Source organism: Micromonospora sp. NBRC 110009 (assembly GCF_030518795.1).
Classification (GTDB): Bacteria; Actinomycetota; Actinomycetes; order Mycobacteriales; family Micromonosporaceae; genus Micromonospora.
In genome coordinates, this window is sequence record NZ_CP130427.1 from 1,227,490 (window position 1) to 1,251,744 (window position 24,255).

Consider the following 24,255-nt stretch of genomic DNA (forward strand, 5'->3'; position numbering starts at 1 on the left):
ATGCCTCCACCTCCCACCGCTGAGGGCCGGAAGAGGGACATCGATGTCACGTCTCGCCCGCACCCGCCTGCTGACCGCTCTCCTGCTCGGTCTGGGTTCCGTCGTCGTCAGCGCCCACCCGGCGCGGGCGGCCGGATCGGTCGACGTGTTCGTCGACGTCTCCGGCGCTCCGGACCCGGTCTGGGCCGGCGGAAGCCTCTTCTACTCCGTCGCCATCGGAAACCGTGGCCCCGACTCGGCCACCGGGACGCTGGTGACCGCACCGCTGCCCGCCGGAGTCTCGTTCGTCTCCAGTTCGGACGCCCGGTGCGGTGCCCCGTCGAACCTGGTCACCTGCGACCTGGGCACGCTGGGCGCGTCCGGCGCGTTGCCGCTGATCATCGAGGTCCGGCCGACCGAGGCGGGGCTGCTCTCGATGACCTTCACCGCGTCCGCCGCCGAGCCCGACGCCGATCCATCGGACAACACGGCGACGGTGACCACGACCGTCGCCACTACCACCGAAGCCGACCTCGCGCTCCGGGTGAACCCGCCCACGACGCCGGTCCACGCGGGTAGCACCTTCTTCGTTGGCATCGAGATGCACAACGGCGGTCCCGCCCCGGCCACCGGCGTCACCACCACGCTACGGGTGCCGGCCGGCCTGACGATCGGCTCGGCCGCGTCGTGTGTGCCGGACGGGCCCGCCAACCTCTGCACCATCGGTGGCCCGACGTCACTCCCCCCGGCCACCGGTGTCGCGGGGCCGATCGCGGTGACCGCCACCGCGCCGGGCGACTGGACGATCACCGGCTCGGTCACCGCGGACCAGCCGGACCCGCAGCCGGCGAACAACGTCTCATCCGGCACGGTCACCGCCCTGCCCGCCGCGGACCTCTCGGTCACGATCGGCGAGTCCGCCGACCCGACGCCGCCCGGCCGCCCGCTCACCTGGTCGCTCACGGTCACCAACCACGGTCCATCCCCCTCCGTCGCGCACCTGGCCCACGAGTGGTCGACGACCGTGCCCGGCGGCCTCGCGTTGCTCTCCGTCGAGCCGAGCCAGGGCGTTGCGGAACGCCGACCACCGGCCGGGTGGAGTGCGACCTGGGCCTTCTGGCGAGCGGCGCGAGCGCGACCGTGATGGTCGTGCTGCGCCCCCAGGGAACGGGCACCATCACCAGCCGGGCCCAGGTCACGGGCAGCGAGTACGACACCGACCCGACCGACAACCTCGCCGCGGAGACCACCACCGTGAAGTGAGTGGACACCCAACTGCTGGGGGCTGGCAGCTGCTGAACATCACCGCGGCCCCCACCATCGGCAACCTCACCCGCCGTCGAGCCCGCCGGCGGAGCCACCGGCCCGGCCCGGGCCTGCTGACCGAACGGGCCTGGACGCCCGAGCGGGGCAACGCCCGACACCATCGTGGCCCTACAGTGACCGCACCCCCGCGCGACCAAGGAGCGTGCCGTGTCCGAGCCGCAATCGGCGCCAGACTCACCCCCGACCGCCCCCGCGGCAGGTGACACCCCGCCGTACCTGCTCGTCATGCCCACCATGGAGGGAGCGCCACCCGCCGTGGCGTGGCCCGGCCAGGAGGGCCAGCCCGCCTGGGCGATCCCGGTCGTCGTGCCGCCCGGCACGCGCGGCTACGCGCTCTTCGTGCCGCTGGTGCCGGCGGGCGAGGGCCAGCCGGTCGCGGTCCCCGACCAGTCGGCCGCCCCGCGCGTCACGGTGCCCGCGCCGGGCGTACCCACCCAGGCGACCCCGCCGGCCGTCGAGGGCACCGCCGCTCCGACGCCGCCCGACGCGACCGGTCAGCCAGCCTCGCGGACCACGGCGGAAGAGCCGTCCGCCCCGCCAGCACCGACGGGAGCCGGCACCACCGACCCGGCGACGCCAGTTGGACCGGCGGCCGCCCGGCCGACCACGAAGGTGCCGGATGCGGGAACGCCGGGCGCCGAGACCACGCCACCGTCGTCCGGGACCGCCCCGCCCGCCGCCGCACCCGGCCAGCCCGCGCCCTGGTCGGCGGGGCCGCCGCCCGGCCACCCGGCCGCGCCGCCCTACGCCGGGCCACCTCCGGTGCCGCAGCCCTGGGGGCACTACCCGCCCGGGACCGGCTGGACGCCCCGCCCGGCCACGCCCCGGACGTCGTTCCTCGGCGCGCGCTGGCCCGGCCCGAAGCCGGCCAACGGGCGGGCGGTGCCACTCGCGGTCCTGGCCGGCGCGCTGGGCACCGCGTTCTTCGTGCCGCTGAGCCGGGTCGGCGTCGGCTGGTTCCTCGGCTGGCTCACGCTGACCCTCGGCGTGCTCGTCGCGGTACGCCGGCGCAGCGCCGGGCTGCCCCGCACCGAGCGGCTGATCCGGGGCGGCTGGGCAGCGGCGGCCCTGGCGCTGCTCGCCGTCCTCGCCTTCCGCAACGCCTGGTGGCTGGTCACGTTCTGCGTGCTCGGCGCGCTGGGCTGCGCGACCCTGGCCATCGTCGGCGGCCGGCTCGTCCGGTCGATCCTGTTCGGGCTGGTCGCGACGCCGTTCGCGGCGTTCCGCGGCCTGCCCTGGGTACGCCGGCACGTCACCGCGTCCCCCGACGCCGGCACGGTCCGCCGGGTCGCCGGCTCGGTGATCGCCACGGTGCTGGTGCTGCTGGTCTTCGGCGCCCTGCTCGCCTCGGCCGACGCGGCGTTCAACGAGGTCCTCGGCGCGATCGTCTCCAAGATCAACATCAGTACCGTGTTCCGCTGGATCTTCCTGGCGGCCGTCGGCGGGCTGATCGCGGTCGCGGCGGTCTACACCCTAGCCGCGCCGCCGGACCTGTCCACGGTGGACCGGCCGACCAGCCGCCGCCTCGGCCTGCTGGAGTGGGCGCCGGCCATCGGAGCGCTGACGCTGCTCTTCGCCGGCTTCGTGGTCGTGCAGTTCACCGTGCTCTTCGGCGGCCAGCGCCACGTCCAGAAGGTCGCCGGGCTGAGCTACTCCGAGTACGCCCGCAGCGGCTTCTGGCAGCTGCTCTTCGTCACCCTGCTGACCCTGGCGGTCCTCGCCGGGGTGAGCCGCTGGGCCAGCCGGGAGCGGCCGGTGGATCAGACCCTGCTGCGCGTCCTGCTCGGCCTGCTCAGCGTGCTCAGCGTGGTGATCGTGGTGTCGGCGCTGTCCCGGATGTGGACCTACCAGAAGGTCTACAGCTTCACCGGCGAGCGGATCTTCGTGATGGCGTTCGAGTTGCTGCTCGGGGTCGTCTTCCTGATGGTCCTAGCGGCGGGTGTCCGGTGGCAGGGCCGGTGGATCCCCGGCACGACCGTGGCCCTGGCCGTGGTGATGCTGCTCGGCCTGGCGGTGCTCAACCCGGAGGACTACGCCGCGCACCGCAACATCGCCCGCTATCAGCAGAGCGGCAAGATCGACGCGTGGTACCTGCGGGCCCTCTCCGCCGACGCCACCCCCGCCCTGACCCAGCTCCCCGATCCGGTACGCCGCTGCACGTTGAGCTGGATCGCCGAGGACCTCGACGAGTCCGACCCCTGGTACGCGTGGAACCTGGGCCGGTACCGGGCGCGGCAGGCCCTCGACCGGGTCGGGCCGGACGCGGTCGGCGGCCCGAAGGACTGCCGCCGGGCCGACCAGTTCGACCTGCCCAAGACCCGCGGTACGAGGTGACGCCCGGGGCCGGGCCGTGGGACAACGCACGGCCCGGCCCCGCGTACCCCTGAGCGTCCGCGAACGTTCACGGCTCTCTCACGCCAGGGCCACGACGGGCACCGACCCCGCACCTAGCTTCGGCGACGCGAACGTCATCCGAGCAAGCGGGAGGTATTCCCATGTCCGTCCGTCGTCTCATCGCGGTGCTGGCCGCCGGGGCGGTGCTGGCCTGCCCGACGGCCGCGCACGCGGCCGCCGGCACCGGCCCCGGCGTGCTGCCGCAGAAGACCCAGTTCGACCTCCAGGCGCACCGGGGTGGCATCGGCCTCACCACCGAGGAGGCCCTGGCCGGCTTCGCCAAGGCCATGCGGCTGGGCGTCAGCACGCTGGAGCTGGACACCCAGGTCACCCGGGACGAGAAGGTGGTCGTCACCCACGACCGGCAGGTCAGCGCGCAGAAGTGCCGCGACACGGCGCCGGTGACCCCCGGTGACCCGTGGTACCCGTACGTCGGGAAGTACATCAAGGACCTGACCCTGGCCCAGATCAAGACCATGGACTGCGGGTTCCAGCAGCTCCCCGGCTTCCCGGAGCAGGAGCAGATCGCGGGCGTCCGGATGGCCGAGCTGCGGGACGTCCTGGACCTGGTGAAGAGCTGGCACGCCAACCAGGTCACGCTGAACATCGAGACCAAGGTCGAGGCCGGAGCGCCGGAGCAGACCGCGCCGCGCGAGCTGTTCGTCCGCCGGGTCTTCGAGGAGATCCGCGCCTCGGGCATCGAGGACCAGGTCACCATCCAGTCCTTCGACTGGTGTGCGCTGCGGGTGATGCACCAGCTCGCCCCGAGCTGGCCGCTGGTGGCGCTGACCAACTACGACTTCCTTCAGGTCGGCAAGCCCGGCGCCTCCCCGTGGCTCGGCGGCCTCGACGCGGACGACTTCGGCGGTGACTTCGTCAAGGCGGCGGAGGCCATCCCCGGGGTGACCACTCTCTCCCCGAACTACGGCTTCCCGCAGAACGGCACCGTCGCGGACCCGGGCTTCCGCTTCTACCCGGACGCCACGATGGTGGCCGAGGCGCACGCCCGTGGCCTGAAGATCGTCCCGTGGACCTGTGACGACCCGGCGACCGTGTCGGCGCTCATCGACATGGGCGTCGACGGAATCATTACCAACTACCCGAACCGGGTACGCGAGATCATGGCCGAACGGGGCATGCGCCTGCCGAAGGCGTACGAGCCGCGCTGAGCCGCGGTGCGGCGGGCGTCCGTCATCTCCGGCGGACGCCCGCCGCCGCGGCACCGACCAGCCCGTCCAACAGGGAATCAGGCGAAGTCGAACACGAGCGGGAAGGCGAGGACGACCGTCCAGGCCCAGGCGGCGTACACGAACACGTATCGGGTCTGCCAGCGTTCCAGGCCGGCGAAGGGCAGGCGGCCACGCAGGAAGCCGAGGAACAGCCAGGCCGACCACGCCAGGTTGGTGAGCAGGATGACGTTCTCGCCCAGTGCCGCGGTCTTGTTGGCGCTGAAGCCCCATTCGGTGATCCGGCCGGTGATCGCCACCAGCACCATGACGTCGATGATCAGAGCGCTGACGACGAGAGCGAGCTGCAAGCGGTCGAAGAGGCCGGGCCGGGCCGTCAGATCACGGGCGGAGATGGCGTACAGCAGCAGGCCCAGCACGACGACGAGCAGCAGGTCGAAGAGGATGAGCACGTTGCGCTCGACGTCGATGCCGTTGGTGGTCCAGATGACGGCGACCAGGAAGGCCAGCAGCGTGGCTGCGAACAGCGGGGTGAAGACGCGGGTCAGCACCGGCGCCATGTTCTCGATGACGCTCTGCTTGGCCTCCACCAGCCAGGCCGAGACGACGACCGCGGCCATGGCGCCGCAGGGCAGCAGCCACGATTCGATGAACTTCCCGGCGTCGAGGCCGATGGCGTTGAAGGTGCCCGCCGTGAAGGCCGTGAGCACGCCGCCGCCCAGTCCGAGCAGGGCGTAGTAGATCAGCCATTCCCCGGTGAACCGGATGAAGTCCATCCGCCGCCGGTCTGACCGCCAGTGACCGCCCACGTAGGCGACGCCGACCACCAGCCACAGCGCGATCGGCAGGTGGATCGCCGTGAGCACGACGCTCTGCGAGTCATTGGCCAGCGGATACGCGTTCGCGGCGACCGCGCCGAGAATGAACAGCGCGGCGAGCACCCCGATGACACGCGGACCGAGCCGGCGTTGCCAGGCGAAGTACGCGGCCAGCGCCGGCAGCGCGAAAAGGCTGATGTTGCGCAGATAGAAGGTGCCGTCGTCGTCTGACAGGTCGCGCCCGAACCAGCCCGGCACCTTGATCGCGAGCGCCGCGACGGCCGCACACAGCACCATGACGGGCAACTCGCGACGGGAACGGGCGGCGGTGGGCGCGTCGGGCTCGCCGGGCAGCACGAGCTGCTTCCACAACCGCTCGGAATGCTCGCGGGCGAATTCCCGCGACAGCTCGTCGAGGCTGCCCATGCGTTTGACCGCGATGAGGAAGGCCTCGTCGTCGCGCAGGCCGCCCTCGGTCAGCTCGGCGATCCGGCTGCGGAGATGGTCTTCCAGCTCCTCGGCGTCGGTGTGGTGCAGCTCCCGGCGGCGGTGCATGTAGGCCCGCCATTCGGCAATCTGGCCTTCCAGGTTGTTGTCGCGGTCGACGGTCATCGTCCCGCCTCCCATGCCGGTGCCGTGATCGGTTTGATGGACTGGGTCGTGCTCCAGACGCCCCGTAGGGCGTCGACCACGGTGGCCCACTGGCGGCGCTGCTCGGCGAGCTCGGCTCGGCCCTGCTTGGTGATGCGGTAGTACTTGCGGCGGCGCCCGCCGGGCGGGGTTTCCCAGGCCGACTGGACGTGGCCGAGCCGCTCCAAGCGGTGCAGCAGTGGGTAGAGCAGGCCGTCGGTCCACTCCAGCTGCCCGCCTGACAGGTCGTTGACCTGCTTGAGGATGGCGTAGCCGTAGCTTTCACCCTCGGCGAGGATCCCCAGCACGAGCGGCGTCGCCGATGCTGCGACCAGGTCCTTGGTGATGTACATCGTGACCACCTAACCCTAGAACTGCAATGCATTGTAGTTCTAGGTATGGCGACCGCGCCATCCCCACCGGAAGCCGCCGCACCGTGATTTCATCGGTCGGATCCAGCCCACCGAGCGGATCGTGCTTCGCGGGGCGCGGCTGATGCGCAGCTCTACGCCGACGATCGCGCAGCCGGCCAGCGACGAAGCCCTCGGGAAAAGGGGGCGCTCACCCGGCGGCCGGCAACTCGGCGATCCGTGCGCCGAGGTCCAGCTCCAGCGGGCCCCGGGTCTGAAGGCCCCGGCCGAACAACTCCTTCGACCGGTCCTGCACCTCCGGGGCGGCGACCAACTCCTGGAACCGGCGGCCGTCGGCCCGTACCGCGTCGGCCGGCGGCACTGTCAGCTCGTTGATCGCCCGCTTCGTGGACTGAATCGCCGCCGGGGGAAAGGACGCGATCCGTCGGGCCAGCGTGGCCACGAACTCATCGAGCTCGGCGTCCGGCAGCGCCCGGTTGATCCACCCATACCGCTCCGCGAGGTCAGCGTCCGCGTCCTGCGCGCCGAGGATCATCTCCATGGCCCGCCCTCTGCCGAGCAGGCGCGCCAAGTGCTGAACGCCACCGGCCCCGGGTGCGACGCCGAAACCGCACTCGGGCTGGCCGAGCAGCGCGTTCTCCCGCGCCGCGAAGCACATGTCGCAGGCGAGCACGAACTCGCTGCCCGCTCCCCGAGCCCGTCCACGCAGCTTCGCGATCGTGACGACCGGCACCTCGCTCAGCTTGCGTAGCACCATGCCGAGGAAGGCGTCCTGCGGACCCCCGCCCGCCTTGGCCGCCTCGGCCGAGTACTCGGCGACCTTGGCCAGATCGACGTGAGAGATGAAGAACTCCGGGTCGGCACTGTCGAAGACGGCTACCCGCACCTCGGTGGTCCTGGTCAGTCGGCCGAGCAGGGTGACCAGGTCCCGTACCAACTCCGGGCCGATCATGTTGATCGGAGGCGCGTCCAGCGTCGCCGTCAGGACGCCGTCGGTCAGCTCCGTACGCAGGGTCTCGAACGAGGCGTTCACCCACCTGCTCCTCTCCGTGGCGCGGCCGGGGCCATGGGCACCGGCGGTGGGATCCGCGGGGCGACCAGCGCTGGAGCACCCGGGCACCGGGACGGACCGGCAACCGATGGTCGCTGTCGATCGTAAGGACCCCCTCCGCCCGGCCGTGGCGCTTCGCCGGATCCCGAGCCGGCGGGGTAGGCATGCCGCCAGCCGCTGATTGGCTCTCGACTTGGACGGCGCGCCAGGGAAGCTTGAGATCTGATGCCGTGTTCAGGGGAGTCGTGATGCAGGTAGCCGTGGTCACCTTCGACGGGTTCAACGAGCTCGACAGCTTCATCGCCTCCGCGCTGATCAACCGGTGCCGTAGGGACGGCTTGGAGGCCTTCATTACGACGCCGACGCCGGTGGTCACGTCGATGAACGGCGTCGAGGTGAGCGGGCAGCGCCCGATGGAGTTCGTTACCGAGGCCAGCGTCGTGCTGATCGGTAGCGGAGTGAAGACACGCGACGTGGTCGCCGACGACCGGCTGCTCTCCATGTTGCCGCTCGACCCGTCGCGACAGCTGATCGGTGCGCAATGCTCCGGCGCGCTGGTGTTGGCGCACCTCGGGCTGCTGGAAGGCATGCCAGCTTGCACGGACATGACGAGCCGGCCCTTTGTCGAAGCCCGTGACGTCACCGTGCTGGACGCGCCGTTCCACGCCGAGGGGAACATCGCCACGGCGGGCGGCTGCCTGGCCTCCCAGTATCTCGCCACCTGGGTGATCACCCGAATGCTCGGGGAGAGCGCCGCGCGCGACGTCATCGGCTACGTGGCTCCGGTCGGCGAGAACCAGGGGACTGTCGAGCGCGCCATGCGTGCGGTCCGCGCGGGCGAGGTCGCACTGCGCTGAGTCTTGGCGACGAAAGCGCGCGATCGCTTGTAGGTTTCTGGGCGCTTCGTCCGGCGGGGTCAGTCCGCATCGGCGACCTCGGGCGATAGCCTGCGCGCGCCCACTGGCCGCTGCGGGTACTCGGGTGGCTACTCGACCCGCACCCCGGCCGACTTGGTTGGGCGATGAACTGTCGCGGGGTCGGCTGGTTGGCAGAGTGGGGGCCGTGCGGGGATCCGGTCGACTCCAGCTTGCCCAAGGGGAGAGCAGTGTTACCCGGCTCGAGCTGTTCCTGGACCTGATTTTCGTGTTCGCTTTTCTGAACGTCACCGGTGTGACCGCCGAGCAGCTCAATCCGGCCGGCCTGCCTCGCGGTCTGCTGCTGCTTGTGCTGTTGTGGGGTTGCTGGGCACCGTACGCGTGGCTGGGCAACATCCTCCGGCTGGACCGGGGCATCATGCCGGTGTTCATGTTCGGGCTCAGCGCGACGCTCTTCGTGATGGGTCTGACAGCCCGAGAGGCCTTCGTCGACCGCCCCGGCGGGCTCTCCGGGCCGGTGGTTTTCGCGGTCTGTTACATGATCGCGCGAAGCGGCGCCCTCGTGTTCGCCACCGCGGCCGGCGTGGCGGAACCGGGGACCCGCCGTCGGCGGTGGAAAGCCTGGCCCTTGATCGTGTCCGGCCAGCTGGCAATGCTGGCTTCTGCCCTCGTGCCGTCGTATGAGCACAGTGAGCAGGCGTTCATCGGGGATGTGGCGGCCCGCGAATGGATCCGGTTCGCTCTGGTCGCTTGCGCGATCGTCGCCGGGTACGGCGGCACTTTCCTGCTGGGTGCCGGAACCTGGCAGATCAGATCCATCCGCTACTGGGCGGAGCGGCACAGCCTGATCATCCTGATCGGTGTTGGCGAGGCCATCATCTCCGTCGGGCTGGGTCAGGGAGTCGCCGTGGCGCACCCGCTCACCCTGGAGGTGCTGGCCGGCGCGCTGCTCGGCGTCGCACTTGCCGGGCTGCTGTGGTGGACCTACTTCGACGTGGCCCGGTTCGCCGCGGAGCTGGCGCTGGAACGGGTATCGGCGGCCCGACGAACGCTCCTTGGGCGCGACGCGTACAGCTTCCTGCACCTACCGATGATCGCCGGGCTCATCTTTGTCGCTCTCGGCGTCCAGCACACACTGTCCGAGCTGCGCGTGCCGTCGGAAACGTCGGTCGAGATACGGCTGCTGGTGCTCTACGGCGGGGTGATCCTCTATCTCGTCGGCCTGATCCTGTTCGAGGTGCGCACCCTGCGCCTGCTCGGTCGGTCACCCATCCTCGGAATCCTCCTGGTCGCATCCCTGGCGGCGATCGCTCCTCAGGTGCCGGTGCTGGCTCAACTGGCGCTGTTGACGGCGGCGGTGAGTGCCATGGCGCTGGCCGACGCCACTGTCTTCCGGCACCGCCATCGCCGGCTGCACGCTGAGATACAACCCGTCATGAAGCAGGCCGGGGTGACGCCGAAGGAGCTCTTCTTCGATCTGGTCTACGTGTACGCGTTCCTGCAGGTCGCCGCCCTGATGGCCGACGACCCGACCTGGCACGGCGTGGTACGGGGGCTGCTGGTGCTCATCGTCCTCTGGGTTGCCTGGTGCGCCTACACCTGGCTGGGCATCGCGGTCCGCTCGGAGCACCCGGTGGTACGCCTGGTGGTGCTGCTCGTCGTCACGCTCACCGCGTTGATCACCCTGGCCAGCCCGGAAGCGTTCAGCGCCGACGGTAGTGGCCTGCCCGGGCCGCTGGTCTTCGTGACCTGCTACGCGCTGATCCGGCTGCTGTTCCTCGGCGCGTTCTGGCTCACCGTCCGGCAAGAGCCGACGCAGCGGGCCGCCGTGATGCGCAGCGCCGTGCCGACCCTGCTGGCGCTCGCCATCCTGTTCGCCGTCGCGTTGATGCCGCAGCCGGTTGGCGATATTCGGCTGCTGGCCCCCGCGCGCGCCGGGCTCTGGATCACCGCCATCGCCGTGGACCTGGTCGGCAACCGGCTCGCCGGAGCGCGCCACTCGTGGACCTGGTCCACCGAGCACTGGGCCGACCGATACAGCCTCATCATCATCATCGCGCTCGGTCAAGCGGTCATCTCGATGGGCATCGCCGTGGTCTACACGCCCATCTCCGCACGCATCATCGTCGCCGCGGCAGTCGGCACGGCCCTGCTCGCCGCACTCTGGTGGATCTACTTCAGCACGACCGCCATCCATGGCAAGCGGGCTCTGGCCGCAACCCCCAGAGACCAGCGTGCGGCGCTCGCTCAGGACGCCTACGCGCTGCTGCACCTGCCGATGATCGCCGGCATCGTGTTCGTCTCTCTAGGGCTCGGCAAGACGATGTCCGTACTGGGCAGCCGCGGCCTGTTCGAACTCGGCGTCCCGCTCTACCTGCTCCCGCACCTCGCTCTCTTCGGTGGCGTGACCATCTACCTGCTCGCAGACCACGCAATCCGCTGGCGGCTGGCTCGCCGAGTCCACCCCCAACGGATCACCCAAACCGTGGTGATCTCTGCGCTGGCACCCGCCACCGTCCACCTACCGGCGCTGAGCGCGCTCGCCGTACTGGCCGCAGTCTGCCTCGGGTTCATGACGATCGAGGTGAAACGCCGAGGTCCACTGGCCCGACCAGCAGCCCGCTGGGGGTCCGGTGCTCAGGCGCGCCGAAACGAGGTTCTCGACTGAGCTACCCGAACATGTTTACGCGTAGGCCGAACTGGTACTCGCAACGTGAGCCAACGCTGCACCCCGTAGGGAAGGAAGTCACATGAATGGCCGACCGAACATCGTTCTCGTCCACGGCGCATGGGCTGACGGCTCCTGCTGGGCCGGCGTCGTCGAGCGCCTGCAGACCGACGGCTACCACGTGACGGCCCCGCAGTTCCCGCTGACCTCGATGGCCGATGATGTTGCCCGGCTGCGCCAGGTCCTGACCTTGCAGGACGGCCCGACGATCGTGGCCGGACACTCCTACGGCGGCCACATCATGACCGCCCTCGGCACCGACGCGCCGAACGTGTCCGGGCTGGCGTACATCGCGGCCTTTGGCCTGGATCAAGGTGAATCGCTCGCAGCCCTGCTGTCGCAGGGACCCACACCCCCGGCGCTGGCGCACGTGTTCACCGACCAGCAGGGCTTCATGTGGCAGCCGCAGGACGACTTCATCCAGCACTTCGCCGCTGACGTGGACCCGGTCCGGGCCAAGGTGATGCACGCCGCACAGCAGCCCATCGCCGGCGCCATCTTCTCGGAAGCGATGGGCGTCCCGGCCTGGAAGGCCCTGCCGTCCTGGTACCTGGTCGCCACGCAGGACCAGGCGATCCCACCGGAGGCGCAGCGCATGTTCGCCAGCCGCATGAGCGCGACCACCAGCGAGGTCCCGGCCAGCCACGTCGCGATGGTTTCTCACCCCGACGAGGCGGCACAGCTCATCAAGGCGGCAGCCGAAGCACGGACCGCACTGCCGGCAGGTCAAGCCCGCAGATGACACAACCGCCTGCACCGCGGCGGTGGGGTGTCCGTCATGTCCGACGAACGCCCTGATCGTGAAGGGTTGGAGCCGGGGTGACGCGCTCGTCCGACGGGCCGGGAGTGAAGCCCAACCCCGCTCGATCACGAAAGGCGGATGTGCGCGCCTGACAGCCAGTCGCCGCCAGGCGCGCACACGCCATCGGTCAGCAGCAGCTCGACGTGGCCCCGATGGTGGCCGGCTCCTTCTCGGCGGCCGGGGTGCAGCAAGCGCCCTCGGTGGCCTTGTCCAACTGCGGCGAGTCGGCCTTGACCGTGTAGACCTCCCATGGCTCGTTGCCGGGGCCACGCACCCACACCTTGTCCTGCAGGGCGTAGCAGCACTCGGTGTTGTTCTCCTCCAGCGTGATGAGGCCGGAGTCGGTCAGGCGCTTGGTAGCCGCGTTGACCTCGTCGGTGCTGAACACCTCGACGCCAAGGTGGTCCATGACGGTAGGCTGGTCGGCCTCACCCTCAAGGAGCACGAGCTTCAACGGCGGGTTCTCGACGGCGAAATTGGCGTAGCCGGGGCGACGCTTGGCCGGCTCGACGCCGAACAGCTTGGCGTAGAAGGCGACGGAGCCTTCGAGGTCGGACACGCGCAGGGCGAGCTGGACGCGGGACATAGTCATTCCTCCTGAGGTTCAGCGGACGTAGGTGGCGAGAGCCGTGGTGCGGTTGCGCTCGTAGCGGGCGTCGGCGCGGCAAGCCACGGTGCACACCTGCCCGCAGGACTCGCACAGCGTCACGCCCTGGTCGTCGACGGGACGACGACGGAACAGCTTGATCATCGCTTCGGTCCTTGCCTAGATGTTTTTCGAAGCAGGTCCCACGTTGCACCCTGTTTTGAGGTCTGTCAAGCTAGAGGTATGTCGAAACAAGAGCTGCCGGTGGTGGACCTCAGCGCGGTCGCCTGCTGCTCCCCGATCGCGGCCAGTCCGATGGACGCCGATCAGGCGGCGGTGGTCGCGCCGATGTTCAAGGCCCTCGGTGACCCGGTCCGGCTGCGGCTGATGTCGATGATCGCCTCGGTGCCCGAGATCTGCGTCTGCGATCTGACCCCGGCGTTCGACCTGTCCGGGCCGACCATCTCCCACCACCTCAAGGTGCTGCGCGAGGCGGGCCTGGTCGACTCCGAGCGGCGCGGGACCTGGGTCTGGTACCGGGTGAAGCCGGAGGCTTTCCGGCAGCTCGGGGCGCTGCTGGAGGTCTCCGCCGCCCCCGCCGGGGGCACCGCGTGACCCTCGCCCTGCCCCGGCGGGCATCGGCGGAGTTCGCCGGCACTGCCCTCCTGGTCGCCGCCGTCGTCGGGTCCGGGATCGCCGCCGCCCGGCTCTCCCCCGGCGATGTCGGGCTCCAGCTCCTGGAAAACGCGATCGCCACCGCCCTCGCACTGGGCGCGCTGATCCTGACGTTCGGGCCGGTGTCCGGGGCGCATTTCAACCCGATCGTCTCCGCCGTCGACTGGTGGCTCGGCCGCCGCGCCGGCACCGGCCTGACCGGACGGGACCTCCCGGCCTACGTCGCCGCCCAGGTCGGCGGCGCGATCATCGGGGCTGTCCTGGCTGACCTCATGTTCGACCTGCCGGCCGTGACCTGGTCGCGTACCGGCCGGGTCGGGGGGAACCTGTGGCTCGCCGAGGTGGTCGCCACCGCCGGCCTGGTCGTCCTGGTCTTCGCCCTCGCCCGCTCCGGCCGCACCTCCGCCGCCCCCGCCGCGGTGGGCGCCTACATCGGCGCGGCGTACTGGTTCACCTCGTCCACCTCGTTCGCGAACCCGGCAGTCACCATCGGCCGGGCCTTCACCGACACCTTCGCCGGCATCGCCCCGGCCTCCGTGCCCGGCTTCATCGCCGCCCAGCTCGTCGGCGGCGTGGTCGCCATCGCCGCCATCGCCGCCTGGTACCCCCATGCCGCCGACACCGCCGGCGCCGTGGTGGTGCCCCACCTCACTCAGGAGACCGAAGCTCGATGAGCGACACGCCCAGCGTCCTGTTCGTCTGCGTGCACAACGCCGGCCGCTCCCAGATGGCCGCCGGCTGGCTGCGCCACCTGGCCGGCGACACCGTCGAGGTCCGCTCCGCCGGCAGCGAACCCGCCGACCAGATCAACCCCGTCGCCGTCGAAGCCATGCGCGAAGTCGGCATCGACATCACCGACCAGACCCCCGCCAAGCTCACCTGGGACGCGGCCGAAGCCAGCGACGTCATCGTCACCATGGGATGCGGCGACGCCTGCCCCGTCTTCCCAGGCAAACGCTACGAAGACTGGAAGCTCACCGACCCTGCCGGTCAACCCATCGAGGTTGTCCGCGAGGTTCGAGACGACATCAAGAAAAGGGTCACCGCGCTTGTGGCCCGCCTGCGGGCCGAAGGCTGAACGCGGTCAGACGCTGAAGCGGAACCGCGGTGGGCGGTGACGTTCAGCCGGTTACTGAGGAGCGCTTCACCACCTGGTACATGGCGTGGTCCTGCCACCGGCCGGCGATGTTGAGGTACTCCGGCGCCATGCCGAACTGCACGAACCCGTTGCGTTCCAGCACCCGCTGCGATCTGACGTTGTGCAGCAGGGTCTCTGCCTGCACCCGATGCAGTCCCAACTCCTCGAAGGCCACCCGCACGATCTCGCGCACCGCCTTCGTCGCGAACCCCCGGCCATTGTGGCTGGCGCCTACCCAGTAGCCCATGGCGCACGACTGGAACGGGCCCCGCACGATGCCGTTGAGCGTGATGCGACCGATCACCCGACCGGAGTCGCCGAGGATGACGTGGGGCAGCTTCGACCCCTGTTCGTGCTGCTGGAGATCGGCTTGGATGACGCCGTGCTGGCCGTCTGCCGTGAAGTAGTCCTCGCTCCGGATCGGGTCCCACGGCGCGAGAAACTCACGGTTGACGCGGAGCAACTCGGCCAGGGCTGGCGCATCCTCCGAGCTGATGAGTCGAGTGATCTTCACCCACCCATCGTCCCAGGCAGGCATGCCCCCTTCCAAGGCGTGCCCGGCCCGCGTGCTCATGGAACTCCTTGGTCACTCGGGGATCGGCGTCAACATGAACATCTGCAACCACGTCATGCCCACGCAGCTCGTGGGAAACGACAAAGGGCGCTCGTCATCTCTGACGAACGCCCTGATCGTGAAGGGTGGAGCCGAGGGGACTCGAACCCCTGACCCCCACACTGCCAGTGTGGTGCGCTACCAGCTGCGCCACGGCCCCTTGCTGTCGTCCCCGGTCGCCCGGGCACGGAGAGAACTATACACACGCCGGCCGGCATGGTCATATCGCGGGGGTACCCCTCGCGGCTCAGTTCAGGGCCACGTCCGGCGGGAAGTGGGCGACCGCCGCCATCATGCCGCCCTGCCGCCGCAGCACCATCGGCCAGAGATCGTCCGGCCGGTCGACGAAGGCGTCCCCCGGCAGGGCGTCCAGGACGAACCAGGACCCCTCCTCGATCTCCCGTTCGAGCTGGCCGGCACCCCATCCGGAGTACCCGGCGAAGACCCGGATCCCGCCCACGGCGTCCCGCAGCCGCTCCGGATCGACCGACAGGTCGATGGTGCCCACCGCGCCGGAGACCCGGTGGAACCCCTTCACCGGCTTGATCGGATGACGCATCCGGGCCAGGCAGATGGCCGAGTCGGGCTGCACCGGCCCGCCCTCGAAGAGCACCGCCGGGTGTCGGGCCAGGTCGCTCCAGTCGCCCAGGACCTCGGCGACCGGGACCTCGGTGGCCCGGTTCAGCACCACGCCCAGGGCACCGCCGGGCTCGTGGGCGACCAGCAGCACGACCGTACGGTCGAAGTTCGGATCCTTCAGCGTGGGAGTCGCGACCAGGAGCCGCCCGGTCATCGACTCCATGGCTCGGCCACCGATCGCCTGTTCCTCACCCTGCATGTCCCGACACCCGTCAGCCGTACGCCGGTGGGGCGAACCCGACCTCGTCCACCACCCGCCCTGTCAACGCCATGCCACGCACCATAGCCTGCGTCTCGCCTGCTGGTTAAGGTCTGACCGGCGGGTGATCGCGACAGGATCGAGGGAGGGCCGGATGGGTCCCACGGCGGAGCTGGCGGTGATCGGCGGGTCCGGTCTCTACGCGCTGCTCGACGGCGCCACCGAGCACGAGCTGGAGACACCGTACGGCGCACCGTCGGACCGGGTCACGATCGCCGAGGTGGGTGGCCGCCGGGTGGCGTTCCTACCCCGGCACGGCCGGGACCACCGCTACCCGCCGCACCTGATCCCCTACCGGGCGAACCTGTGGGCGCTGCGCTCCCTCGGCGTGCGCCAGGTGCTCGCCCCGTGCGCGGTGGGCGGGCTCCGGCCCGAGCTGGGGCCGGGCACCTTCGTGGTGCCGGACCAGCTGGTCGACCGCACCAGTGGCCGGGCGCAGACCTACTACGACCAGGGCGCGGTGCACGTGTCCTTCGGCGACCCGTACTGCCCGACCGGGCGCCGCACGCTCCTCGACGCGGCGGCCGGGCACGGCGTGACCGCGGTGGACGGCGGGACGGTGGTGGTGGTCGAGGGGCCGCGCTTCTCCACCCGGGCCGAGTCGCGCTGGTTCGCCTCGATCGGCGGCACGGTGGTCAACATGACCGGCCATCCGGAGGCGGTGCTCGCCCGCGAGCTGGCCCTCTGCTACACGTCGATCGCGCTGGTCACCGACCTGGACGCGGGCGTGGCGGCCGGCGAGTCGGTGACCCAGGACGAGGTCTTCCGGGTCTTCGCGGAGAACACCAACGTGCTGCGCGCCGTGCTGCTGTCGGCGGTCGCCGCGCTGCCGAGCGAGCGGGACTGCCCGTGCGGGCACGCGCTCGACGGGATCAAGCTGCCCTTCCCGCTACCCTGACGCGGGAAGCGCCCGAAAAGTCAACCGAGGACCGATAAATTCGGTTAGTCGGGGGGCTGATCGCCGAGCCGCCTCCGGCAACACGCGGGGGACGGAGGCGGTGGGCGATGGCGACGGTCCGCGACACCACGTACGCCCTCCTGCGCGATCTTGGGCTGACCACGATGTTCGGCAATCCCGGCTCCACCGAGGAACCCTTCCTGCAGGACTTCCCGGCCGACTTCCGCTACGTGCACGCGCTGCACGAGGCGTCGGCGGTGGGCATGGCCGACGGCTACGCGCAGGTCACCGGCCGGCCCGCGCACGTCAACCTGCACACCGCTCCGGGCACCGGCAACGGCATGGGCAACCTGGTCACCGCCTGGCACAACAAGACCCCGTTGATCGTCACCGCCGGCCAGCAGAACCGGGAGATGCTGCTGATCGAACCCCGACTGGCCAGCCGCCGGGCGGCCGAGCTGACCCAGCCGTACGTCAAGTGGTCCCACGAGCCGACCCGCGCGCAGGACATCCCGGCGGCCTTCATGCGGGCGTACGCCACCGCGGTCCAGCCCCCGGCCGGGCCGGTCTTCCTCTCCCTGCCCATGGACGACTGGGACCAGCCCGCCGATCCGCCCCCACAGGTGCGTACCGTCGCCACCCGGATCGCCGCGGACCCGGACCGACTGCACGCTTTCGCCGCCGCGCTGGCCGCTAGCCGCGCCCCGGCGCTGGTACTCGGCGCGGCGGTGGACCGGTCCGGCGCCTGGCCGGAAGCCGTCGCGCTGGCCGAGCGGCTGGCCGCCCCGGTCTGGTCCGCCCCGGCACCTGAGCGGGCCGTCTTCCCCGAGAACCACCCGCACTTCCGGGGCGTGCTGCCGTACGCGATCGGTCCGCTCGCCGAGGCGCTGCGCGGACACGACACGGTGCTGGTAGTCGGCGCCCCGGTCTTCCGCTACTACCCGTACGTGCCGGGCGACTACCTGCCGGCCGACGCCCGGCTGCTGCACGTCACCGACGACCCGGACGAGTCGGCCCGCGCCCCGGTCGGGGAGAGCCTGCTCGGCGACGCCGGGCTGACCATGGCGGCCCTGGTCGAGCTACTGCCGCAGGCGGACCGGCCGGCCCCGCCCGCCCGGCCCGATCAGTCGCCGCCCGAACCGACCGACCCGCCGAGCGCCGACGCGCTCTTCGCCGCGCTGGCCCGGCACTGGCCGGCCGACGGGGTGCTGGTGCAGGAGTCACCGTCCAACCTGGCCGCACTGCGCCGCCGGCTCCGGGTCGACCGGCCCCGGTCGTACTTCACGATGGCCAGCGGCGGCCTGGGGTTCGGCCTGCCGGCGGCCGTGGGGATCGCCCTGGCCGAGCGGGACACCGGGCGCGGCCGGCCGGTGGTGGCGGTGATCGGCGACGGCTCGCTGCACTACTCGGTGCAGGCGCTCTGGACCGCGGCGCAGCTCCGCCTGCCGCTCGCCGTCGTGGTCCCGGTCAACCGGCAGTACGCGATCCTCAAGGCGTTCGCCGAGTTGAAGCACACGCCCGGGGTGCCCGCACTGGATCTGCCGGGACTGGACGTGACCGCCATCGCGCGGGGCTACGGCTGCGCCGCCACCGTGCTGGAGTCGCCGGACGCGCTCGGTCCCGCATTGGCGAGCGCGCTCGCCGCCGACCGGCCGACGGTGCTGCCGGTGCCGATCGACACCGACGTGCCCCGGATCCTGTAACGGCGGTCAGCGCCGGACGACGGTGAGCGGGGTGACGCCGGCCACGTCCAGCACCGCCCGGTCGCCGAGCGGGGCCTTCAGCGTGACGCTCACCGGCTTCAGCACCAATTGCAGGGTGCAAGGCCCCGTCGACCGCGTCACCCCGGCCCCGAGCACCACCACGTCGTCCCGCTCCAGCACCAACGGCGTGACGCCGGTGTCGCAGGCGCCCACGCCGACCCGGTAGTCGAGCCGGGTGCCGTCCACCCCGTCCAGGCTCTGAACGCTGACCACCCCGTCGGTCAGCGGCCGGTCGGTGCCCACACCCTCCGGCACGGCACCGATGGCGCCCGCGGCGACCGCGAGCCGCGCCACCGGCACCCGCATTCCCTCCACGGTGAACAGCCAGGCCGGCACCTCCGCCTGACCCCGGCTGGTCCGGACCGGCGCGCTGCCGAGCGTCACCCCGGTGACCGTCAGCGGCACGCAGGGAGTGTCGACCGCGGTGGACACCGGGCCGTCCGGCCCCGGCTGGATGGTCGGGCCACCGGGCTTGGCGACACCGCCGCCGGGCGCCGGCGGGGGCGCCATCGGCCGACCCTCACAGGGCGGCGGGTCCCCCTTGTCCAGTTGGGCGTACGCCTCGGCGGCGCTGACCAGCGGCACCCGCAGCGTGCCGTCGGGGAAGCGGATGGTGCCGTCCGGCGGCGTGGCGGTCGGCATCGGGATCTGGTGCCGGAACCAGCCGTTGGTGAAGACCAGCTTGGTCTCGCCCGTGAAGCCCGGGTCGCCGGTCAGCACGGTGGCGTCCTCGAGCGGCACGTAGCCGCTGCGCCACGCCTGGCCGGGCCGCCAGGCGTCGGCCACCTCGGCGGCCCGCTGGTCGAAGGCCGCCCAGCGCTGGTCCGGGGTGGCGCCGGTCGGCGCGGCGGGGCCGGAGCCGGGCGTGGCGCAGCCAGCGAGGACCAGGAGCGGCAACCCCAACAGGGCGAGTGAGCGACGCATGCCGGTTGGACGCCGCGCCCGCCCCGCCGGTTCCCGGGTCAGTTCTCCCCGCCCAGGTCGGCCTGGTACGCCTCCCAGAGCAGGTCCGCGCCACGCCGCCGATGCCGGTCGAGGGCCCGCAGCAGGTGCCCGGCCTGGGCCCGCACCTCCTCCGCCGGCACGGCGGGCAGCACCGCGGCGTGCTGGAGGGCGGCGATGGCCGCGGCGATGGCGGTGTGCTCGCCGGCCAGCAGCCGCACCCCCCGGTCCAGCCGGGGAGCCTGATACAGCAGTTCGGCGTAGAGGCCGGTGGGACCCTCGGTGACCCGGACGTGCTCAGCGAAGCCCTGCCGGACCGGGCCGAGGTGCACGATCAGGCGTTCCCGCCAGCGCGGCTCCCCGGGCGGCACGGCGAGCGCCCGGGCGAGGGCCTGCACGTCGCCGAGGAGGGTGCCCCGGGGCCGGCGCGCGGCGGCCGGGCGGGCGACGGTGGACGGCTGCTGGATCGGACCGGTGACCATGGGCACCTCCCGCACTGCTGCGCTACCGCGTACAGCGATGGTGAACCCGGGCCTCCGGCCTGTCCAGGCCCGGCCGGCGCCTCATCCGTGCCATCCGTCCCAGTTGTCACACCAGCCCCTACCGGCCCAGGGGATTGCCCGCCATGGTGCGCAGCTGGCCGGCGAGCACGTGCGCGTCGGCGTCCCGGCCGTGATCCGGCCGGCCCGCGGTGATCGCGTCCGCCAGCGCCCGCAGCTCGTACGGCGGCAGGGTGTCCAGCCCCATCCCCTGCAACGGGATGGTGACCTGCCGGCCGGTGTCCCGGTCCCGGGCCACCACGGTCGGCACCCGCACCACGGCGTCGTCGCCGACCCGATGGGCCACCGCCCCGCCCCGCACCTCGGCGGTGGCCAGGTCGACGGTACGGGTGCCGAGGGCGCCGCGAACCGAGGCGCGGGTCCCGTCCAGCCAGGCGGCGGTGCGCAGCACCCGCAGCAGCAGGTAGAGCCCGAGCAGGACGAACGGGAGGCCGCAGAGCCCGACGAACCGCAACCCCGACGGCGGGGTGGCGGAGCCGCCGCCCAGCTCCGGGGGAAGCATGCCCGGGGGCAGGTCCCGCGCGTCGTCGTACGACGGGAAGGGGTCGCCGGTGCCGGTGATCCGGGCCAGCAGGCGGTCGGCGAACACCGGCAGCAGCACGAAGACGGCCCCGACGGCGGTGAACAGGACGCCCACCGCGGCCGCGACGGCGCGTTGGGCGGGCGCGGCGCCCACGGAGAGCCGGACCTTCTCGTTCGTCACAGGCGGCAGCTTAGATCGCCCGGGCAACGGCCGCGGGCTCGGCCTTGACGACCATCTGCCCGATGTGCGGCGATGCATCAGCTTCGGTCAGACATCGGCCAGATTCACCAGCAGGTTCGCCTGACCGACAATTCGCGGCAAGCCAGCGGGCTGGAGATGTGCACGCGCGGCGAGGACGCTCCGGCTGATCTTGTTCCTTCGCCAACTGGAGCTGCAGACATGAAAAGCATCTGGCGAGGTGCGATCGCGGCGGCGGCAGCAGCCGCGATCGTCAGTGGCATCACGGGCGCGGGCATTGCCTACGCCGACCATGCCGACACCGTGGGCGGAGCCGCCAACGGACGCACCTACACCGTCGGCCTCTTCGGCGACATGCCGTACGGCACCAAGGGCCGCGTCGAGTACCCGCGCCTGCTCGAGGACATGAACAACTCGGACATCAAGTTCTCGATCTTCGACGGTGACCTCAAGGCCGGCGGCGACGGCGCCTGCACCGACTCGCTCTACACCCAGTCGCGCGACTGGTTCAACAGCCTCGACCGCCCCGTGGTCGTCGTGCCCGGCGACAACGACTGGACGGACTGCTGGGGACGGTACGGCCCGGGCACCGGCGGCTATGACGCCCTCGAGCGGCTCGACCACGAGCGTCAGGTCTTCTATCCGACCGAGCAGACTCTCGGGCGTCACACGATGACCGTGACGCGGGAGAGCGCGGAGCCCGGCTACGAGAGCTACTGCGAGAACGTCCGCTGGGTCTACGGCTCGGTCATGTTCATCACCCTCAACGTCCAAGGGTCGAACGACAACCTTCCGCACGCGGGCGTCGACGGCGAGAGCCGGCCGGCCGGCGAGATCGCGCGGATGACGGCCGAGCACCAGGCACGTGAGGCGGCCAACATCCACTGGCTGCAGGAGTCGTATGCCGAGGCCACCCGGCTCGGGCTCAAGGGCGTGCTCGTGGACTGGCAGGCCGACCCGAACTTCAACAACGAGCAGAAGCTGCAGCCCCTGCAGTACGACGGCTACAACGAGATCCTTCCTGAGCTGCGCAAGCAGGTTCTCGCGTTCCCGGGTCAGTCGGCGCTCGTCCACGGCGACAGCCACTACTTCAAGGAAGACAAGCCCCTGAAGTACGACAACGGCCAGGTGGTGGCGAACTTCACCCGGGTGGAGACGTTCGGCGACGGCAACACCCACTGGGTGGCGGTGACCATCGATCCGAACGACCCGAACGTGTTCGAGTTCAGCCCGCGGATCGTGGCCGCCAACGTCAACGACCGCTGATCCCTGGACGTAGCTGCACAGACGCCGGCGGCCCCACCCGATGGGTGGGGCCGCCGTCCTGTGGAGGTGCCGGGAATCGAACCCGGGTCCTTCGCCGGTTTGTCAGGGCTTCTCCGAGCGCAGCTCGCTGTGCCTCTACTCGGCCCCTCCGATCACGCGAGCGAGTCGGTGTGACGGGCCCAGTCGCTGATTGATCTCGCCGCACGGACCCCGCGACCGGGTCCGGTTGGCCAGCCTTCTAGCTGATGCCGGCTAACTGGGTCGAAGGCGCTCCCAGGCCGACAGACTTGCTACTCGCCTCAGGCGGCGAGAGCGAAGTCAGCGCGATTGTTCTTGGCGCTTATTGGTTTCCGACGAACGATTCTCGAGACGACGTCGGCTTCCTCGGCTCGCTTCCCCTGCCGCAACGTACGAAGTCGAAACCAGTCACCCCCTCGAAGGGCTGCCCCTGTCGGCAGCATCACCAAGCCTAACGCCTGGCGCAACCGGATTCATTCCGAGGCCGGCCATGGGCCGACACCCGGACAAAACGGATGTTTCAGTCGCCCATACCCTTGCCGCGCCGGCCCGCCGCCCGGGCGATCTCCCGCTCGGCGTCCCGCTTGGCCAGGTCCTGGCGCTTGTCGTACGTCTTCTTACCCTTGGCCAGGCCGATCTCCACCTTTGCCCAGCCGTCGGAGAAGTAGACCTGCAACGGCACCAGGGTGAGACCGCTCTCCCGGGTCTTGCCGATCAGCCGGTCGATCTCCAGCCGCTTGAGCAGCAGCTTCCGGGTGCGCCGGGGCTCATGGTTGGTCCAGGTGCCCTGGGTGTACTCCGGGATGTGCATGCCGTGCAGGTAGAGCTCGCCGTTGCGCTCCTGGGCGAACGCGTCGACCAGCGACGCCCGCCCGGCCCGCAGCGACTTGACCTCGGTGCCGGTCAGCGCCATGCCCGCCTCGTACGTGTCGAGGATGGCGTAGTCGTGGCGCGCCTTCTTGTTGGAGGCGACCACCTTGCGACCCTTTTCCCGTGGCATCGGCGCCACCTCCTTCCGATGAATCCGGCGACCAGCGGCCGCGGAGCGGGATCATGCTACCCGAATGACAAGGGCCCACCCGCGCCGTTTATTCCGGCGCGGGCGGGCCCTTGGAGAGCCGTCGCGGGAGGCTAGACCCGCAGGTAGAAGCGGAGCGTGACCCAGGCGGTGATCGCGCTGACCAGACCACCGACGGCGGCCATCAGCGGGAACGTGAGGAGGATCTCCGACCACGAGATCGGGGTGATCAGGCCCTCCAGGGCGGCCAGCGAGCCACCGCCAGCGACGAGTTTGACGCCGGTCAACGCCAGCAGGCCGAGGATCGAGCCGAACAGGCCGGCGACCACCGCCTCCAGCACGAACGGCGCCTGGATGAACCAGTTGGAGGCGCCGACCAGCTTCATGACCGCGACCTCGCGCCGCTTGCTGTACGCGGCCACCTGGATGGTGTTCGCGACCAGCAGGAGGGCGGCGACCGCCATCACGATCGCGATGGCCAGGGCGAAGTTCTGGATCCCGGTGAGGACGCCGAAGACCTTGTCGAGCAGCTTGCTCTGGTCGACGATCTCGTCGACTCCCTCGGTGTCCTTGTACTGGTCGTAGATGTTCTTGTACTGCTCCGGGTTCTTGAGCTTGAGCCGGAACGACTCGGGCAGCTGGTCCGGCTTGACGGCGTTGACCAGGTCAGGAGCGTCGGCGTACATCTGCTTGAAGCGGTTGTACGCCTCGTCCTTGTTGACGTAGGTGACCTCCTTGACCAAGGGGTCACCCTTCAGCTTCGCGTCCAGGTCGGTGCGCTGCTGCTCGTTGACGTCGGTCTTGAGGAAGATCGAGACCTCTACGTTCTCGTAGTAGAGGTCCTTCATGTCCCCGACCTTCTGATAGAGAAGGCCGCTGCCGCCCAGCATGAACAGCGACACCGCCATCGTGATGATCATCGCGATGGTCATGGTGACGTTGCGCCACAGTCCGACCAGTACCTCGGACAGGACGTACTTCATCCGCATCGGGAAATT

General features: G+C 70.8%; 25 protein-coding genes, 1 tRNA gene and 1 other RNA gene. 13 read left to right on the forward strand and 14 right to left on the reverse strand.

What is annotated here, in order from left to right; all coding sequences use genetic code 11:
• Nucleotides 1–43: 43 nt before the first annotated feature.
• The 4 genes from Q2K19_RS05780 to Q2K19_RS05795 all read left to right on the forward strand — a co-directional run bounded on the left by Q2K19_RS05780 (nucleotide 44) and on the right by Q2K19_RS05795 (nucleotide 4,868).
• Nucleotides 44–1,123, forward strand: a complete 1,080-nt coding sequence (locus Q2K19_RS05780; RefSeq protein ID WP_302768209.1) for a DUF11 domain-containing protein — start codon at nucleotides 44–46, stop codon at nucleotides 1,121–1,123.
• A complete protein-coding gene (locus Q2K19_RS05785) occupies nucleotides 1,075–1,242 on the forward strand; it encodes a hypothetical protein (RefSeq protein WP_368046127.1) in 168 nt (55 codons plus the stop codon). Before Q2K19_RS05780 ends, Q2K19_RS05785 begins: the two co-directional genes overlap by 49 nt.
• A gap of 210 nt (nucleotides 1,243–1,452) precedes the next feature.
• Nucleotides 1,453–3,639, forward strand: a complete 2,187-nt coding sequence (locus tag Q2K19_RS05790) for a DUF4153 domain-containing protein (RefSeq protein ID WP_302768213.1) — start codon at nucleotides 1,453–1,455, stop codon at nucleotides 3,637–3,639.
• Nucleotides 3,640–3,800: 161 nt separating this feature from the next.
• Nucleotides 3,801–4,868, forward strand: a complete 1,068-nt coding sequence (locus Q2K19_RS05795; RefSeq protein WP_302768215.1) for a glycerophosphodiester phosphodiesterase family protein — start codon at nucleotides 3,801–3,803, stop codon at nucleotides 4,866–4,868.
• A 77-nt stretch (nucleotides 4,869–4,945) separates the two neighbouring features.
• Here Q2K19_RS05795 and Q2K19_RS05800 read toward each other — a convergent pair whose 3' ends face one another.
• The 3 genes from Q2K19_RS05800 to Q2K19_RS05810 all read right to left on the reverse strand — a co-directional run bounded on the left by Q2K19_RS05800 (nucleotide 4,946) and on the right by Q2K19_RS05810 (nucleotide 7,738).
• On the reverse strand, nucleotides 4,946–6,316 hold the full coding sequence (locus tag Q2K19_RS05800; protein ID WP_302768217.1) for a permease prefix domain 1-containing protein: 1,371 nt from the start codon (nucleotides 6,314–6,316) through the stop codon (nucleotides 4,946–4,948).
• Nucleotides 6,313–6,687, reverse strand: coding sequence for a PadR family transcriptional regulator (locus Q2K19_RS05805; protein ID WP_302768219.1), 375 nt, complete (start codon nucleotides 6,685–6,687; stop codon nucleotides 6,313–6,315). The genes Q2K19_RS05800 and Q2K19_RS05805 overlap by 4 nt, the downstream gene beginning before the upstream one ends.
• 208 nt (nucleotides 6,688–6,895) lie before the next feature.
• Nucleotides 6,896–7,738, reverse strand: a complete 843-nt coding sequence (locus Q2K19_RS05810; RefSeq protein ID WP_302768221.1) for an enoyl-CoA hydratase/isomerase family protein — start codon at nucleotides 7,736–7,738, stop codon at nucleotides 6,896–6,898.
• A gap of 266 nt (nucleotides 7,739–8,004) precedes the next feature.
• On the opposite strand from Q2K19_RS05810, the gene Q2K19_RS05815 reads away from it, so the two are divergent.
• The 3 genes from Q2K19_RS05815 to Q2K19_RS05825 all read left to right on the forward strand — a co-directional run bounded on the left by Q2K19_RS05815 (nucleotide 8,005) and on the right by Q2K19_RS05825 (nucleotide 12,101).
• The gene (locus Q2K19_RS05815) at nucleotides 8,005–8,613 is read left to right on the forward strand and encodes a DJ-1/PfpI family protein (protein ID WP_302768222.1); all 609 of its coding nucleotides are present in this window, start codon (nucleotides 8,005–8,007) and stop codon (nucleotides 8,611–8,613) included.
• Nucleotides 8,614–8,818: 205 nt separating this feature from the next.
• Nucleotides 8,819–11,299 carry a low temperature requirement protein A gene (locus Q2K19_RS05820; RefSeq protein ID WP_302768224.1) on the forward strand — a complete coding sequence of 827 codons (2,481 nt, stop codon included), beginning with the start codon at nucleotides 8,819–8,821 and terminating at the stop codon, nucleotides 11,297–11,299.
• An 82-nt stretch (nucleotides 11,300–11,381) separates the two neighbouring features.
• The gene (locus Q2K19_RS05825; protein WP_302768226.1) at nucleotides 11,382–12,101 is read left to right on the forward strand and encodes an alpha/beta fold hydrolase; all 720 of its coding nucleotides are present in this window, start codon (nucleotides 11,382–11,384) and stop codon (nucleotides 12,099–12,101) included.
• Between the two features lie 187 nt (nucleotides 12,102–12,288).
• Here Q2K19_RS05825 and Q2K19_RS05830 read toward each other — a convergent pair whose 3' ends face one another.
• Both Q2K19_RS05830 and Q2K19_RS05835 read right to left on the reverse strand, forming a co-directional pair.
• Entirely contained in the window at nucleotides 12,289–12,747 is a 459-nt protein-coding gene (locus Q2K19_RS05830; protein WP_302768228.1) for an ArsI/CadI family heavy metal resistance metalloenzyme, read from the reverse strand.
• A gap of 18 nt (nucleotides 12,748–12,765) precedes the next feature.
• Nucleotides 12,766–12,912 carry a hypothetical protein gene (locus Q2K19_RS05835; RefSeq protein WP_302768230.1) on the reverse strand — a complete coding sequence of 49 codons (147 nt, stop codon included), beginning with the start codon at nucleotides 12,910–12,912 and terminating at the stop codon, nucleotides 12,766–12,768.
• A 78-nt stretch (nucleotides 12,913–12,990) separates the two neighbouring features.
• Here Q2K19_RS05835 and Q2K19_RS05840 point away from each other — a divergent pair, with 78 nt between their 5' ends.
• The 3 genes from Q2K19_RS05840 to Q2K19_RS05850 are packed head-to-tail and all read left to right on the forward strand — an operon-like array spanning nucleotide 12,991 to nucleotide 14,500.
• Nucleotides 12,991–13,362, forward strand: coding sequence for an ArsR/SmtB family transcription factor (locus tag Q2K19_RS05840; protein WP_302768232.1), 372 nt, complete (start codon nucleotides 12,991–12,993; stop codon nucleotides 13,360–13,362).
• Nucleotides 13,359–14,096: an aquaporin gene (locus Q2K19_RS05845; RefSeq protein WP_302768233.1), complete on the forward strand. Its 738-nt coding sequence runs from the start codon at nucleotides 13,359–13,361 to the stop codon at nucleotides 14,094–14,096. The genes Q2K19_RS05840 and Q2K19_RS05845 overlap by 4 nt, the downstream gene beginning before the upstream one ends.
• On the forward strand, nucleotides 14,093–14,500 hold the full coding sequence (locus tag Q2K19_RS05850; protein WP_302768235.1) for an arsenate reductase ArsC: 408 nt from the start codon (nucleotides 14,093–14,095) through the stop codon (nucleotides 14,498–14,500). Before Q2K19_RS05845 ends, Q2K19_RS05850 begins: the two co-directional genes overlap by 4 nt.
• A gap of 43 nt (nucleotides 14,501–14,543) precedes the next feature.
• On the opposite strand, the gene Q2K19_RS05855 is transcribed toward Q2K19_RS05850, so the two are convergent.
• From Q2K19_RS05855 to Q2K19_RS05865, 3 genes are all read right to left on the reverse strand, one after another.
• A complete protein-coding gene (locus Q2K19_RS05855) occupies nucleotides 14,544–15,074 on the reverse strand; it encodes a GNAT family N-acetyltransferase (RefSeq protein ID WP_302772291.1) in 531 nt (176 codons plus the stop codon).
• A 186-nt stretch (nucleotides 15,075–15,260) separates the two neighbouring features.
• A tRNA-Ala gene (locus Q2K19_RS05860) sits at nucleotides 15,261–15,333 on the reverse strand.
• An 87-nt stretch (nucleotides 15,334–15,420) separates the two neighbouring features.
• Nucleotides 15,421–16,011, reverse strand: a complete 591-nt coding sequence (locus Q2K19_RS05865; protein ID WP_302768237.1) for a YqgE/AlgH family protein — start codon at nucleotides 16,009–16,011, stop codon at nucleotides 15,421–15,423.
• Nucleotides 16,012–16,165: 154 nt separating this feature from the next.
• On the opposite strand from Q2K19_RS05865, the gene Q2K19_RS05870 reads away from it, so the two are divergent.
• Both Q2K19_RS05870 and mdlC read left to right on the forward strand, forming a co-directional pair.
• Nucleotides 16,166–16,969 (forward strand): S-methyl-5'-thioadenosine phosphorylase, encoded by an 804-nt coding sequence (locus Q2K19_RS05870; protein ID WP_302768238.1) that lies wholly within the window; start codon nucleotides 16,166–16,168, stop codon nucleotides 16,967–16,969.
• 107 nt (nucleotides 16,970–17,076) lie between these two features.
• A complete protein-coding gene (gene mdlC, locus Q2K19_RS05875; protein WP_302768240.1) occupies nucleotides 17,077–18,672 on the forward strand; it encodes a benzoylformate decarboxylase in 1,596 nt (531 codons plus the stop codon).
• Nucleotides 18,673–18,678: 6 nt separating this feature from the next.
• On the opposite strand, the gene Q2K19_RS05880 is transcribed toward mdlC, so the two are convergent.
• The 3 genes from Q2K19_RS05880 to Q2K19_RS05890 form a co-directional block, all read right to left on the reverse strand.
• Nucleotides 18,679–19,656: a hypothetical protein gene (locus Q2K19_RS05880; RefSeq protein ID WP_302768242.1), complete on the reverse strand. Its 978-nt coding sequence runs from the start codon at nucleotides 19,654–19,656 to the stop codon at nucleotides 18,679–18,681.
• A 38-nt stretch (nucleotides 19,657–19,694) separates the two neighbouring features.
• Nucleotides 19,695–20,156, reverse strand: coding sequence for a hypothetical protein (locus tag Q2K19_RS05885; protein WP_302768243.1), 462 nt, complete (start codon nucleotides 20,154–20,156; stop codon nucleotides 19,695–19,697).
• A gap of 118 nt (nucleotides 20,157–20,274) precedes the next feature.
• Nucleotides 20,275–20,937: a hypothetical protein gene (locus Q2K19_RS05890; protein ID WP_302768245.1), complete on the reverse strand. Its 663-nt coding sequence runs from the start codon at nucleotides 20,935–20,937 to the stop codon at nucleotides 20,275–20,277.
• A gap of 72 nt (nucleotides 20,938–21,009) precedes the next feature.
• Here Q2K19_RS05890 and Q2K19_RS05895 point away from each other — a divergent pair, with 72 nt between their 5' ends.
• Nucleotides 21,010–22,221: a hypothetical protein gene (locus Q2K19_RS05895; RefSeq protein ID WP_302768247.1), complete on the forward strand. Its 1,212-nt coding sequence runs from the start codon at nucleotides 21,010–21,012 to the stop codon at nucleotides 22,219–22,221.
• Nucleotides 22,222–22,279: 58 nt separating this feature from the next.
• Here Q2K19_RS05895 and ssrA read toward each other — a convergent pair.
• From ssrA to ftsX, 3 genes are all read right to left on the reverse strand, one after another.
• Nucleotides 22,280–22,655, reverse strand: a transfer-messenger RNA (tmRNA) gene (gene ssrA, locus Q2K19_RS05900).
• A gap of 104 nt (nucleotides 22,656–22,759) precedes the next feature.
• Nucleotides 22,760–23,239 (reverse strand): SsrA-binding protein SmpB, encoded by a 480-nt coding sequence (gene smpB / locus Q2K19_RS05905; protein WP_302768249.1) that lies wholly within the window; start codon nucleotides 23,237–23,239, stop codon nucleotides 22,760–22,762.
• Nucleotides 23,240–23,370: 131 nt separating this feature from the next.
• Nucleotides 23,371–24,246, reverse strand: coding sequence for a permease-like cell division protein FtsX (gene ftsX, locus Q2K19_RS05910; RefSeq protein WP_302768251.1), 876 nt, complete (start codon nucleotides 24,244–24,246; stop codon nucleotides 23,371–23,373).
• Between the last annotated feature and the right edge of the window lie 9 nt (nucleotides 24,247–24,255).